The 14,480-nt window shown below is 62.7% G+C and carries 8 protein-coding genes and 1 pseudogene; 6 read left to right on the top strand and 3 right to left on the bottom strand.

Annotated features, from left to right (window positions below; translation table 11 throughout):
• Positions 1-235: 235 nt before the first annotated feature.
• Positions 236-1,525: an isocitrate lyase gene (gene aceA / locus AC0JZ4_RS02160; RefSeq protein ID WP_471884818.1), complete on the bottom strand. Its 1,290-nt coding sequence runs from the start codon at positions 1,523-1,525 to the stop codon at positions 236-238.
• Positions 1,526-1,727: 202 nt separating this feature from the next.
• On the opposite strand from aceA, the gene AC0JZ4_RS02155 reads away from it, so the two are divergent.
• From AC0JZ4_RS02155 to AC0JZ4_RS02135, 5 genes are all read left to right on the top strand, one after another.
• Entirely contained in the window at positions 1,728-3,143 is a 1,416-nt protein-coding gene (locus tag AC0JZ4_RS02155) for a helix-turn-helix domain-containing protein (protein ID WP_471884817.1), read from the top strand.
• 120 nt (positions 3,144-3,263) lie between these two features.
• Positions 3,264-4,358, top strand: a complete 1,095-nt coding sequence (locus AC0JZ4_RS02150) for a polyamine ABC transporter substrate-binding protein (protein WP_471884816.1) — start codon at positions 3,264-3,266, stop codon at positions 4,356-4,358.
• Between the two features lie 69 nt (positions 4,359-4,427).
• Entirely contained in the window at positions 4,428-5,585 is a 1,158-nt protein-coding gene (locus tag AC0JZ4_RS02145; RefSeq protein ID WP_471884815.1) for an ABC transporter ATP-binding protein, read from the top strand.
• 16 nt (positions 5,586-5,601) lie between these two features.
• Complete coding sequence (locus AC0JZ4_RS02140; RefSeq protein ID WP_471884814.1) at positions 5,602-6,534, top strand: ABC transporter permease subunit; 933 nt, start codon at positions 5,602-5,604, stop codon at positions 6,532-6,534.
• A complete protein-coding gene (locus tag AC0JZ4_RS02135) occupies positions 6,534-7,355 on the top strand; it encodes an ABC transporter permease (protein ID WP_471884813.1) in 822 nt (273 codons plus the stop codon). The genes AC0JZ4_RS02140 and AC0JZ4_RS02135 overlap by 1 nt, the downstream gene beginning before the upstream one ends.
• Before the next feature lie 6 nt (positions 7,356-7,361).
• Here AC0JZ4_RS02135 and AC0JZ4_RS02130 read toward each other — a convergent pair whose 3' ends face one another.
• Together AC0JZ4_RS02130 and AC0JZ4_RS02125 are read right to left on the bottom strand one after the other, a co-directional pair.
• Positions 7,362-9,233: an AsmA family protein gene (locus AC0JZ4_RS02130; protein WP_471884812.1), complete on the bottom strand. Its 1,872-nt coding sequence runs from the start codon at positions 9,231-9,233 to the stop codon at positions 7,362-7,364.
• Positions 9,234-9,621: 388 nt separating this feature from the next.
• Positions 9,622-11,130 (bottom strand): annotated as a pseudogene (locus AC0JZ4_RS02125) (ATP-binding protein); the annotation flags it as partial.
• A gap of 2,871 nt (positions 11,131-14,001) precedes the next feature.
• On the opposite strand from AC0JZ4_RS02125, the gene AC0JZ4_RS02120 reads away from it, so the two are divergent.
• The gene (locus AC0JZ4_RS02120) at positions 14,002-14,445 is read left to right on the top strand and encodes a phasin family protein (RefSeq protein WP_471884811.1); all 444 of its coding nucleotides are present in this window, start codon (positions 14,002-14,004) and stop codon (positions 14,443-14,445) included.
• Positions 14,446-14,480: the final 35 nt, after the last annotated feature.

Genomic DNA, 14,480 nt, shown 5'->3' with positions numbered 1-14,480 from the left:
TCCTCTCTTCTGGATTGGGATCGTCTGTCTGCTGGATTTTCATCTGCGTTGAAGGCCGGCGAACCTCTCCACCTCTCCACCTCTCCACCTCTCCACCTCTCGCAAGCGTCCCGCGTGGCACGTCCCCTCTCCCCGCACGCGGGGAGAGGGTTAGGGTGAGGGGCACTCACGGATGCGGCTCGTAAGGATGCAATCGCGGCGTGAGCCGTAAAGCGCAGATCCGCACCGTGAACGCCTATTCCGCCGCCGGCCTGAACTGCGCATGCTCGGTCGACTCTCCCATGGCGGTCGTCGAAGACAGCCCGCCGGTGATCGCCATCGACACGGCGTCGAAATAGCCGGTGCCGACCTCGCGCTGGTGCTTGGTCGCCGTATAGCCGTTGACCTCGGAGGCGAACTCCGCCTCCTGCAGCTCCGAATAGGCGGCCATCTGCCGGTCCCGGTAGCCGCGCGCCAGTTCGAACATGCCGAAATTCAGCTGGTGGAAACCGGCAAGTGTGATGAACTGGAACTTGTAGCCCATCGCCCCCAGTTCCCGCTGGAACCTGGCGATCGTCGCATCGTCGAGATTTTTCTTCCAGTTGAACGACGGCGAGCAATTATAGGCCAGCATCTTGCCCGGATGTTCGCGGTGCACGCCCTCGGCAAAACGCCTTGCCTGTTCCAGATCCGGCCTGGACGTCTCGCACCAGATGAGATCGCAATGCGGCGCATAGGCGATGGCGCGGGCAATGCACGGCTCTAGCCCGTTCTTTACCCGATAAAACCCTTCCGCCGTCCGTCCCGCATCGTAATCGACGAAAGGTCTGTCGCGCTCGTCGATGTCGGAGGTCAGGAGCTTCGCCGCTTCCGCATCGGTGCGGGCAATCACCAGCGTCGGCACGCCCATGACGTCGGCGGCAAGCCGGGCTGCCGTCAGGTTGCGGATATGTGCCGCCGTCGGGATCAGCACCTTGCCGCCCAGATGGCCGCATTTCTTCTCCGATGCCAGCTGATCCTCGAAATGCACACCGGCGGCACCCGCCTCGATGAAAGCCTTCATGATCTCGAAGGCGTTGAGCGGTCCGCCGAACCCGGCTTCCGCATCGGCGACGATCGGCGCGAACCATGTCTCGACCGAAAGCCCCTTGCCCTCCGCAGTCTCGATCTGGTCGGCGCGCTGCAGCGTCCGGTTGATCCGCCGTGCCAGCTCCGGCGCGGCATTGGCGGGATACAGCGACTGGTCGGGATACATGGACGATGCCGTGTTGCTGTCGGCCGCCACCTGCCAGCCCGAGAGATAGATCGCCTTCAACCCGGCGCGAACCTGCTGCATGGCCTGGTTGCCGGTCATCGCCCCCAGCGCATTGACGAAATCTTCTTGCCTCAGCAGCTGCCACAGCCGGTTCGCACCTTTCTCGGCCAGCGAATGGCGGATATCGACCGAGCCGCGCAGCCGTGTCACGTCGGCGACGGAGTAAGGACGGCTGATCCCGTCGAACCGGCCTTCGGGGGCATTCGCAACGAGCGTGTAAAAATCTGTCATCTGTCTCTCTCCCACTGGATCTGGAGCAACCGGCCTCCACCGGTTCGTCCTGTGAAATATTTACAGAATGACGAATGTTAATTCCATAAGTACATGATATAAAAGAAGTTATGTTGTCACGACTTACACAGAGACGAAGGTGAATTTGTAAATATTGTAAAAGAGACGGCCGCGTAAAACTTTGACAGGAGGAGGTCTTAAGGTGGAGCGGAAAGTATTTGCGGGAGGGCGCGTCCGGCGTGTTCGCCAGGGTCTGGGGCTGACCCAGACGGCGATGGCGACGGCGCTGGAAATCTCGCCATCCTATCTCAATCTCATCGAGCGCAACCAGCGCCCTTTGACCGTGCAGTTGCTCCTGAAGCTGGCCGCCACCTACAAGGTCGATCTCGACGCGCTGCAGGGGGAGGGCGGCGGACTGTCGGGCCAGCTGCGCGAAGTCTTCGCGGATACGCTTCTGGCGGGGGAAATCCCTGGCGATCAGGAAATCGTCGAAGTGGCCGAGGCCGCGCCCAATGCGGCGCTCGCGACGATCAAGCTCTACCGTGCCTATCGCGAGCAGGCCGATCGGCTCTCCGACCTTGCCACGCTGCTGGCCGGCGAGGGCCGTGAAATGGCCGCGACCGGCAGTCGCATGCCGATCGATGAGGTGCGCGAGGCGCTCGAACGCCGCCCCAATTTCTTTGCCGGTATCGAGGATGCGGCCGAAGCTCTGGCAGGCACGTTTTCCTCCAGCGAGGATATGCCGGCCGCATTGCGGGCATGGCTGAAAGGCGAACGCGGCATCACCGTCCGCACGCTTCCCACCCACGTCATGCCGAGCCTGCGCCGCCGCTATGATCGTCACAGCATGCGGCTTTTCCTCTCCGAACGCCTGTCGCCCTTCGATCGCAATCGTGAGCTGGCCACGGAGGTGGCGTTGCTTGCCATGACGCGCGAGATCGATGCCGAGCTGGACGGGCTGTCGCTGCTGACGGCCGAAGCCCGCCGCATCGCCCGCTTCGAGCTTGCCCGCTATGCCGCCCATGCCCTGCTGATGCCCTACACGGCCTTCCTGGCGGCGGCGATGCGCGCCCGCTACGACATCGACGTCCTGCGCTCGCGTTTCGACGTTTCTTTCGAACAGGCGGCCACCCGCCTGACCTCGCTCTGTCGGCCGGATGTCACAGGTATCCCGTTCTTCCTGATGGAGGTGGATCACGCGGGCAACGTCGTGCGTCGCGCCGGCGCGCAAGGATTTCCGAAGTCGCGTTTCGGCGGCAACTGTCCAAAGCTCGGCATCCACTCCGCCTTTGCCGAGCCCGGCCGCATTCTCGTCGATCGGGTGGAAATGCCGGGGGAGCACGCCTTCCTCACCATGTCGCGCACGCTCGAAGGGCCGCAGGCGGATTTCGGCGAACGCATCCGCCGCACCGCCATTCTGATCGGCTGCGATGCCGGGTTCTCTGCGGAAATCGTCTATGGGTCGGCCTTGCCCGCGGCCGGGTTCACGGTCGCAGCCGGCCCCGCCTGCCGCATCTGCGAGCGCCGCGGCTGTCTATCGCGTGCCGAACCGCCGATCACCCGCCCGCTCGGGCTCGACGAGATGGTCACCGGTTTGAGCGCGTTCGACTTCCAGTAGTGTTATCGCACTGCACATTCCCACTTGTGGGCGATAAAAATCCTTTCTACTCTGTCGCAAAAGAATACGGGAAACTTTGCTAAGGCCTTCAGCGCCGCAACAGCCATAACTGGAGAAATCATGAGAAACCATTTGCTTAGCCTGGCAGCGGCGTTGGCTGCGACAGCTCTTTCTTCAACTGCATTCGCACAGGAGAAAGTCGTTCACGTCTACAACTGGTCGGACTATATCGATGAGTCCATCCTTGCCGATTTCACCAAGGAAACCGGCATCAAGGTTGTCTATGACGTTTTCGATAGCAACGATCTCGTCGAAACCAAGCTTCTCGCCGGCGGCTCCGGCTATGATGTCGTCGTGCCGACCGGCCCGTTCCTGGCCCGCCAGATCCAGGCCGGCGTGTTCCAGAAGCTCGACAAGTCGAAGCTGCCGAACATGACCAATCTCTGGCCGCTGGTCTCCGAGCGCCTCGCCAAGTATGATCCCGGCAACGAATACGCCATCAACTACATGTGGGGCACCACCGGCATCGGCTACAATGTCGACAAGGTAAAGGCGGCACTCGGCGATGTGCCGGTCGACAGCTGGGATATTCTCTTCAAGCCCGAAAATGCCGAGAAGCTGCAGTCCTGCGGCATCAACATCCTCGACGCCTCGGACGAGACCTTCGCCATTGCCATGAACTATGTCGGCAAGAACCCCGACAGCAAGGAAGCGGCTGATCTGGAAGCCGGCGGCGACGTCTACAAGGCGATCCGTCCCTTCGTGAAGACCTTCAATGCCTCCGCCTATATCGATGAACTGGCCAATGGCGACAGCTGCATCACCATCGGCTGGTCGGGCGACGTGCTGCAGGCCAAGGCCCGCGCCGAAGAAGCCGGCAACGGCGTCAATGTCGAATTCGTCATCCCCAAGGAAGGCACCTATATGTGGTTCGACAACCTTGCCATCCCGGCGGATGCCAAGAATGTCGATGAGGCCCATCAGTTCATCAACTACCTGATGAAGCCGGAAGTCATCGCCAAGGCCTCCAACTACGTCCAGTATGCCAACGGCAACCTCGCCTCGCAGCAGTTCGTCGACAAGGAAGTGCTCGACAATCCGTCGGTCTATCCGCCGGAAGATGTGGTGGCGAAACTCTTCACCATCTCGCCCTACGGCCCGCGCGAGCAGCGCGTCCTCAACCGGGTCTGGACTCAGGTCAAGACCGGCAGCTGATGGCTGACAATCCAAGGGCGGGCTTCGACCCGCCCTTTTCGTAGATAACCATCGCAAGCGGGGCACGGCATGGCGAAATCTCTCGGACCGGTAAAGCGCAAATTTTCTCCCTGGACCGATCCGAACGCGGCCCCCTTCATCCGTTTCGAGAACATCACCAAGCGCTTCGGCCCCTTCACGGCGGTCGATAACCTGACGCTGGATATCTACGAGCGCGAGTTCTTCTCGCTGCTCGGTCCCTCCGGCTGCGGCAAGACCACGCTGATGCGGATGCTCGCCGGCTTCGAGGAGCCGACCGAGGGGCGCATCCTGTTGCAGGGGCAGGATATCCGCGGCGTGCCGCCCTATCGCCGCCCCACCAACATGATGTTCCAGTCCTATGCACTCTTCCCGCATATGTCGGTGGAAAAGAACATCGCCTTCGGTCTCGAGCAGGACAATATGCCGAAGGGCGAGATTACCGCTCGCGTCCAGGAAATGCTGAAACTCGTGAAGCTGGAACAGTTCGCCAAGCGCAAGCCGAACCAGCTCTCCGGCGGCCAGCGCCAGCGCGTGGCGCTGGCCCGCTCGCTTGCCAAGCGCCCCAAGGTCCTGCTGCTCGACGAACCGCTCGGCGCGCTCGACAAGAAGCTGCGCGAGGAAACCCAGTTCGAACTGATGGACCTGCAGCAGACGCTCGGCATGACCTTCCTCATCGTCACCCATGACCAGGAAGAGGCGATGACCGTGTCCGACCGCATCGCCGTGATGGACAAGGGCATCATCATGCAGGTGGCGACACCGGCGGAAATCTACGAGGCGCCGAACAGCCGATACGTCGCGGATTTCATCGGCGATATCAACATCGTCGAAGGCAGGATCACCGACACGGCAAGCGCACTCGGCGCGCCGGGTTCAGTCAGCATCGATTGCGACGGCCTCTCGATTCTCGTCGATCAGGAGTGCCAGGCTGTGAAGGGCGATGCCGTCGCCTTCGCCATCCGCCCGGAAAAGGTTCGCATCTCGCAGGATGCTCCCGCCGACGCGTCGGTGAATGCCTTCTATGGTGAAGTCTGGGATATCGGCTATCTCGGCGATTTCTCGCTCTTCATCGTGCGTTCCGAGGATGGCCGTGTCATGCGCGCTGCCCAGGCCAATGTCTCGCGCCTCGTCGACCGGCCGATCACCTTCGGCGATATGGTCTGGCTCACCTGGTCGCGTGATGCCGGCCTCGTCCTGACACGCTAGGCAAGGGAGAGCGAAGATGGCCAATGTCGCTATAGGCAACCCCACCGAGACGAACCCGGCAGGCGGTCCTTCGTGGACACGCTGGCTGGTCGTTGCCGTGCCTTATGTTTGGCTGCTGATGTTCTTCGTCGCGCCGTTCCTGATCATCTTCAAGATCTCGCTGTCCGACACGGCGATTGCCATGCCGCCCTATCTGCCGACCTTCGACGGGTTAGGTACGATCGGCGAATTCTTCTCCGAGCTTGATTTCGAGAACTATGTCTTCCTGACGGAGGACCGTCTCTACATCATGTCCTACCTGTCGTCGCTCAGGATCGCGGCGATCTCGACCCTGCTCCTGCTTTTGATCGGCTATCCGATGGCGCTCGCCATGGCCCGCGCCCCGACCTCCATCCGCCCGACGCTGGTCATGCTGGTCATCCTGCCTTTCTGGACTTCGTTCCTGATCCGCGTCTACGCCTGGATCGGCATCTTGAAACCCGACGGCCTGCTGACGCTGGTCTTGCAGACGATCGGCCTGATGGGCCCCGACCAGCAGGTGCAGATTTTCCGCACCGATTATGCCGTCTTCATCGGCATCGTGTATTCCTATCTCCCCTTCATGGTCCTGCCGCTTTATTCGGCACTGGAAAAGATGGACCACACACTGCTGGAGGCGGCGAGCGATCTCGGTTGCCCGCCGTGGAAGGCCTTCTGGAAGATCACCTTTCCGCTGTCGTTGCCGGGTGTCGTTGCCGGCTCGATGATCTGCTTCATCCCGATTACCGGCGAATTCGTCATTCCGGATCTCTTGGGCGGCGCCGACACGCTGATGATCGGCAAGACGCTGTGGACCGAATTCTTCGGCAATCGCGACTGGCCGCTCGCCTCCGCCGTCGCCGTCATCCTGCTCGTCATGCTGGTCGTGCCGATCATGATCTTCCAGAACCAGCAGAAGAAGGTGGCGTGATGAGATCTCCCCGTTTCGACGCCACCGTTCTGACGCTCGGCTTCGCCTTCCTCTATATCCCGATCATCATCCTGATCGTCTATTCCTTCAACGCCTCGCGCCTTGTCACGGTCTGGGGTGGCTTCTCGCTGCAATGGTATTCGTCGATGTGGTCCAATCAGGGCCTGATGGATGCCGCCTGGGTCACGGCCCGCGTCGGCGTGTTGAGCGCCACGCTCGGCACCATCCTCGGCACGCTGGCTGCATTGGCACTCACCCGCTTTGCCCGCTTCCCCGGCCGCATGGCATTTTCCGGCATGATCTACGCACCGATCGTCATGCCCGAAGTCATCACCGGCCTGTCGCTGCTGCTGCTTTTCGTCGCCATGGGCGTCGACCGCGGCTTCTGGACGGTCACGATCGCGCATACGACCTTCACCATGTGCTATGTCGCGATCGTCGTGCAGTCGCGCCTGCTCACCTTCGACCGCAGCCTGGAGGAGGCGGCGCTCGATCTCGGCTGCCCGCCGGTCAAAACCTTCTTCAGGATCACCCTGCCGCTGATCTTTCCGGCCGTCATCGCCGGCTGGATGCTCGCCTTCACCCTGTCGCTGGATGACCTGGTGATCGCCAGCTTCAACACCGGGCCGGGCGCGACAACGTTGCCGATCAAGATCTATTCGCAGGTCCGCCTCGGCGTGACGCCGGAAATCAATGCGATCTGCACCATCCTGATCGGCCTCGTGACGATCGGTGTGATCGCCGCGTCGCTGACGACCAAGCGTGCCGAAATGCGCCGTATCCGCGACGAGCATCTCGCCGTCCGCAACGCGGCGTCCTGAAAGGCTCTAATCGCTCTGGGCGGGAGGCGGCGTGGCAGGCTCGGCGGTTTCCCGCGGCCACAGGATCGGGTTCGGCCACGCGCCGCCGATGAAGAAGCTCTCGGTCTGGCCACCGTCCTTTGACGTAACGTCGGCCGAAAGCGCCAGGCTGCTATTGGCCAACGGCACGGCACCGGCAAGTCTGATCGTCTCGTTGCGTCCGGCAATCTCGGTGTCGCGCAGGTCTGCGATGCCGCCGCGGATGTCCGCCGTCGCCTTCACGCTGTCGAATTCCAGAGTGCCGCCGGAGGCGGTGCCGAGCGCGAAATAGGGATGCTGTGCCGCCTGCCGGCGAATGGCGCCGATGTCGATGCCGTTCATGCGGCCGGCGCCGGCCTGCAGGCTGACGGTACCGGTTGCAGCGTTCCACGCATCGCGGTCCATCGGCTGCGGAACAGTCAGCGCAAGATCGAGGCTGCCCTGGGCGGCCGGCACGGGGCCGGTAATTTGCAGCTGCTGCGCCAGCGCTGCGAAATCCGCCCCGCGAAGCGCCAGCCGCATGCCGACCCTCGGCTGGTCATTGTCGGTCATCGTGGCGATCCGGCCGGACATGCTGCCCTGCGGCAGGCTTGCCTCCAGCATGTCGAGGCGGAAATTGTGGTTGACGCTCAACAGCCCGAGCGCGATTTCGCGCAGTTGCACGGCCCCGAAGGAGGCAAGCTGCGACGAAAGCCGAAGATCGAGATCAAGCCCGCTGACGAGCGACGGCAGCGTGTCGCGCGCATCGCTGATCGCCGGCTTCAGCGCTGCCAGCAGACGCATGAAATCGATATGGTCGAAGGCCAGCGTTCCGGTCAGCTTCGGCACACCGTCCTTCGGCACACCGTCCTTCGGCGTGTCGAGTTCCAATAGGCCGGTCGCATTCTCGTCGTTCAACCCGAGCGCCAGGTCCTCGAAGCGGAATTCGTCCGGCTCGGCAATGATCCGGGCCTTGGCGGAAAACGTGTTCAGCCCGTCGACCAGCTGCGGATCGACGCCGAACCAGCGAAGCGTCTCCGGCATGTTCGATGCCTGCAATTCCGCATTGCCGGAAAAATATCCGCGGGTCGTCAGGCTTGCCACGCCATTGAAGCGCGCCAGCCCGATGTCGGTGCCGGCCACGCCTTCGAACAGGCCGCTTCGGCCGTCGAGCAACAGCAGCGGCTGTGAGCTGGAAATGTCGACGCGAATTCTGTGGCCGTTGAGTGTCGCCTCGGCTTCGATTTCCGCTCCGGCGGAAAGATGCGGCCAATCGAGCGCGCCGTTGATCCTCTCGAACCGGGCGACGGGCGCATCGTCTTCGCCGACGATATCGATCGTGCCGCCGGAAATCCGCACGTCTCCGAGCGGCGCGTCCAGGGCGGCCTCCAGTCCCTGGCCGTTGCCCTGCTTGGTCGCCTTGCCGATCGCTTCGACGAACATGCCGCCATTGGCCCAGTGCAGCCGCCCTGCGGCATTGCGGATCAGGACTGCATGCGGATCGACGAGATGGAAATCCTCGAAATCGGGCCGGCCGATCAGCGCGCCGAGAAGATTGAAAGAGGCCGATAGTGTGCCGATCGTCGCGGTCACCTTCTCCCCACCCTTGTCCTTGCGATGGATGGTGATGTCGGAGAGCGTCACTTCCGGGTGCGGCCAGAAGCGGATCGTCGAAACACCGCCGATCGTCGCCGCATGTCCCGTCCAGTTAGCCACGGCCTGTTCCATCCGCTCCCGCACGGTCGATGTGGAGATCAGGAAGGGGGTGACGACGCGGAAGGTGAGGCCCAGAAGCAGCAGCATCGCAAGCGAAAGAAGCAGCGCGCGGCCAAGCGGCCGGCGAGCATGCCTGCGAAGGGTCTGTAAGGCTTTCCTGAACATGCAAGGCGCATATAGGAAATGTGGCCGGGGCGCAATTCGGCCGGGCAAACGGGGGTATCCGCACCGAGCGGCGCGGCCGCCGGTCTGTGGGATGCCAGCCAGACATCTCCACCATCGTCGATACATTCTCAATCTGTCGAGTGTGCCAAAATGGAGCGGGTTTAAGCCATTATTGAGCGACGTTCGTCAATGTTGGCGCGAAACGGTGCGTTTATGTGTAAGTCATTCCCAGCGATGAGATTTTCGAGGCCCCGCAGCCCGTTGCTCCCTTCGTTGAACAGCACATTCCAACTTAAAAGGCAGCCGAGGCTGCCTTTCTTTTAAGTGCACATACACGCAATGCGTGCCTGTATGACTGTCTGTCGCGTTTTCGTTTTGCCGACAGCAATCAGCTTGCCAGAACCCGCTGCGACGGGAAGGTGATTTCCACCAGAGTGCCTTCGTTCGGCGCCGACGTGATGGCGAAACCGGCGCGGTTGGCATCCACCATCGCCTTTGTCAGCGGCAGGCCGAGACCGGTGCCGTCGCCGCGCTTGCGCGATGCGCCGGCCACCTGACGGAACGGCTTCATCGCCAGCTCCAGCTCGGCGCGGCTCATGCCGATGCCGGTGTCGCGCACGCGCAGCACGACGCTGCCATTCGCCTCGTATGCGGTCGACACGACGATCTGGCCGCCCGATGGCGTGAAGCGGATCGCATTCGACAGGATGTTGAGGACGATCTGCTTGATCGAACGCAGATCCGCCACCACCTGCGGCACCGATTGCGATAGCGACGTGCGGATGATCACCCGCTGCCCGTTCGCCTGCGGCTGCACCAGGGATACGGCTTCCGATACGGTCTCGTTGAGGCCGACGGCTGCGAAATCGAGATCCAGCTCGCCCGCCTCGATCTTGGAAATGTCGAGAAGGTCGTTGACGATATCCAGCACATGCCGGCCGGAGCGGCCGATGTCGTTGGCGTATTCCACGTAGCGCGGATGGCCGACGGGCCCGAGGCGTTCCGATGCCATCATGTCGGCAAAGCCGATGATGGCGTTGAGCGGCGTGCGGATCTCGTGGCTCACATGGGCGAGGAACTCGCTCTTGTGGGCGCTCGAGGTTTCGGCTGCGCGCTTTGCGGTGCGCAATTCCTCTTCGGTCCGCTTCCACTGGGTAATGTCGCGGATCACGGCGCAATAGCCGTTCGATGACGTCAGCCGTCCGATCGTCATGAACAGCGGAAGGAAGCCGCCGGATGCCTCGCGGCCGATCACTTCGCGGCCGTCATTCAGGACGCTTGCCACGCCATGGCCGGAAAGCCCGGACAGATAATCGACGATCGCCCGCTGGCTCTCATGCGCGAACAGGGTGACGAACGGCTTGCCGTTGATCTCTTCCGCATCGAAATTGAACAGCGCGCTGGCCGAGCGGTTCATCGAGCGGACCTCGCCGTCGGACCCGATGATGACGACGCCATCGGTCGCCGTTTCCAGGATTGCCCGCAGTTCCTCGACCTCGACCTGCAGCTTGACCATCTGGTCGGCACCGCGCAGCGGGTGCAGCGGAACAATCTCGCCGCCTTCCTCTTCGTCGCGCTCGATAACCGTGGTGGCCACCGGCATCAGCGCCAGCATCAGTGCGGCGGCATCGTTGAAGCGCACGGACTGCAGCCTTGCCGTCACCGGCACGACCGCATCGTCGGCGCGCACCACGAACATGCCGCCGGCCTCCGCCTGATGGTCTTCCAGGTCCCGCCGCTGCAACAGCGCATCGAGCCCGCCGATCTCGTCCAGTTCGGAGAGCGAGCCATAGCCGGTCAGTTTGAGAAATTCGCCATTGGCATGGATCAATCTGTCGCCGGCATGCACGAGCAACGCCACCGGCATCTGGTCGATGATCTCGGCCGAAAGCCCCGTACGGTCGCGTCCCGGCATCATCGTTGCAAGGCTCGCCGCATCGACTGGCTCGGATGCCGCATCCTCATCGTCGAAGGCCTCATCGTTGCCTTCGTCCGGCTGCACGCCCTGAAGATCGACCTTTGCCGTGTCCTCGTCCTCACGCGCCGACGAAGCCGGAATGTCGGCATCGGTCGACGCATCGTTTTCGCCCGAAACCTCGGGAATGATCTCGCCGCCTGTTTCGTCCAGCGCAGTATCGCGCGGCACGGCCTCGTCCATCACGCTGTCGTCCTCGTTTGGCCGCAGCTCATGGCTCGGGTCGTTGCCATCCTCACCCTCGTGAAGCGGCTCCATCGTCCGGGTTTCGTCGATGTCGGCATTGTGCTGCGCGTCGTCGTCGCGAGTATCGTCATCCTGCGGCACCAGATCGTCGTTCGACGTCCGTGCATCGTCCGTTGCCGCAGAGGTGACGAACCGCTCTTCCGCGACCGCGTCGCTGACCGTTTCGGCCTCCGGCTGATTGTCGATCCCGGCGGGCTGCTCACCCTCCGTCGTCTCGACATCGTCGGCAGCCTTGACGAACGTATCGAGCCGGCGGGCGATCTCCTGGAAATTCGCCTGCTCGCCGGGGCTGAGCCTCAGGCGACGCTCCTGAAGGCGGATCACCTTGTCGGAAGACGGCAGCTTGCGGCCCTCGATCGATGCAAACATCGGCGGATCGGTTTCGGCAGTCTCGGCAGGCGCATCGCTGTCCGTGGCAGTTTCGATGGCCGCATCACCATCAGCCGGGGCTTCGTCATGTCCGGTCGCTGCCGGCTCATCGTCATTGGCCGCAAGACCGGCCATCGACATTTCGCCTTCGATCACTGCGGCGGGGGCGTTGGAGCTGCTCTCCTCGTTCGGGGCGGCCGCATCTGCTGCCGGTTCTGCCGCGGCCGCAATCGCATCCCTGTCGGCAGCGCCGAGCGACAGGCCTGCCGCATGCGGATCTTCCGCCGCATCGCCCATCCGCACGATGCCGAAACCGCGGAAACCGTCGAACTCGCGCGAACGGGTATAGGTCGGCAATGCCGCGAGATCGACCGGCACGATCAGCGACGTGCCTTCCACCGGCCACCAGATCGTCTTGCCCGACCAGGTGTCGCGCCGGCTTAACAGTTCGACGATCTTGCCGTCCGGATCGAGGTTGAACAGGGCGGCGAGATCGGCAAAGGCCATGCCGGAAATGTCGGCCGCATGCGCGCCGACGGCCTCGGCAAACTCGCGCGAGACCTCGCTGAACCGGCCACCGGCATCGATCTTCCAGACGAACCGCACGGTTTTCAGCATGCGCGGGGCAGGGGCGGCAGACATGGCTGTCGTATCGGCAGCAATCGGTTCTGCCACGTCGTCGTCGCCTGTCGTTGCGCCGCCGGAAAAACCGGCCTCCGGCTCGCCGGTCGTGTCTTGCCCGGCACCGTCTTCTTCCGCCCCGCCGAGAATGTCGTCCTCGGTCGCATATTCGCCGGACAGGTCGTCGCCGACGCTCTCGTCCGTATCTTCAGGAGTTACGCCAGCAAGCACCGTTTCATCGGGGAACTCTGTCTCGTTCGCCTGCTCCTGTTCGGTCGAGCCATCATCGGAGACAGCCGGTTCGCCAACGTCTGCCGCGTCTGTAGACGTCGTCTCGGCGGCTTCGGCAGACGCGGTCTCGGCTTTGAAGTCGCCGTCGGCTTCCTCTGTCCGTTCGTGGAAATGCGCCTCGTCCTCAACTTCGATATCGATCTTTTCGTGACCGGTACCATCCTCGGCGGCGTCATCGGCATCGAGGGAAATCTCTTCCTCGATTTCGGGATTGTCCTCGATCGAAGCCACCGCTGTCAGCGCATCCTCGTAATCGGTCGGTTGACCGTCGATGATCTCCTCGACCTCTTCGTCCACGACCTCGGCCACGATTGGAGCGGCCGGTTCGGGCTGGATTGCGGCGTGGCCGCGCACCGCGCCGACGACGAGAAGAAGGTTGAGCGAAGGCTCGCGCGAAACCTGCCCGATGGCCGCCGGCAGATAGCCGCTGGCAGTCGAGATCGGCCGCTTGATCAGCCGGTGCCGGTCATTGCCGGCCATGGTCACCAGCATGCGGGTGGTCTGGATCGACAGGTTAAGTGCGGGAAACTGGCCGGAAGCGGCAATCACATGGCCGTCGCCGTCGAGCACTGCCATGTGGGTTTCGGGATCGTCCAGCCCTTCGATCAGCCGCGCGGCCCGCTGCGCCTCGCTCAGGCGCTTGCTGTCGGTCGGCACGGCAAGCAGCACCAGAGGCCGGCCCTGGAAGCGGATCATCTCGCAGCGTGCCTGAACCGGAATGCGCGAAAAGCCTGCGGCGATGCGGATGGTGAAGGTCCGCCGGTCGCCATCGGCTGCAAGCGAGCGGGCGATGGGCTCGACCTGACGGAACATCAGTTCGCTGCGATCCGGCCCCTGGTCGATCAGGTCATAGACCGACGTAAAGCCGAAAAGCGCGGCCCCCCGGCCATTGGCCCAGCAGACCGAGCGCAGTTCCGGGGTGAACAGTATCACGGCCATACCCGCGGCAAAGGCTTCGCTGACACGGTCGTGCACGGCGACGTCGATGAAAGGGTATTGCACGTCCGACATGGGCATACCTGTTGCGCTTCAAGTCTTTGCCCATAAGGGCATGGAATTAACCTCTTGTTAATACCGGCCCCTCGGCATTGGGTCCATAAGGGACGGAAGGAACGCATAAACAGGGTTAATGTGGGTCGGTTTGGTCCTTCGCTCCGGTTGTGCGGAGCGCCTCATGTTGCAATGCACAATGGCATCGACTATCTTTGATACAGATGGGCACGACGATGCCTGTTGTCGCCGAACCTAATCTTGGAGGAGCTGGTTGTGGCCTATACCGACGATATTTTCTCTTTTTCGGCGTTTGATCCGGCCAGGCTCTCGCAGAGCTGGCGCGAATTCGCCGAGAAGAACACGACCCATTCCCGTGACACCTACGGTAGGATGAAATCGGCCGCGGAGGAAGCCACCCGCACGGTTGAATCCACAATCCATTCGGCCAAGGACGGCACGCTTGAGATCGGCATGAAGGCAATCGACGCGATGCGCGCCAATACCGAAATGTCCTTTTCCCACATCGAGAGCCTGATGGGCGCGAAAACCCTTTCCGAAGTGCTGGAACTGCAGGCAGGATTCGTGCGCCGGCAGGCCGAATTCACCGTCGAGCAGGCGAGGGTGATGCAGGAGGCTGCCCGCAAGGTGGCCGATGATCTCGCCAATCCCGGCCGGCAGGGCTCGGCGAAAACGACCGACCAGCCAAAACCGGCCTGACCGCCGGGCCGCAGACGGCCGATCTTTCCACAAGT

The sequence above is a fragment of the [Rhizobium] kunmingense genome (assembly GCF_977018605.1).
This window is presented reverse-complemented; position numbering and strand designations above follow the sequence as displayed.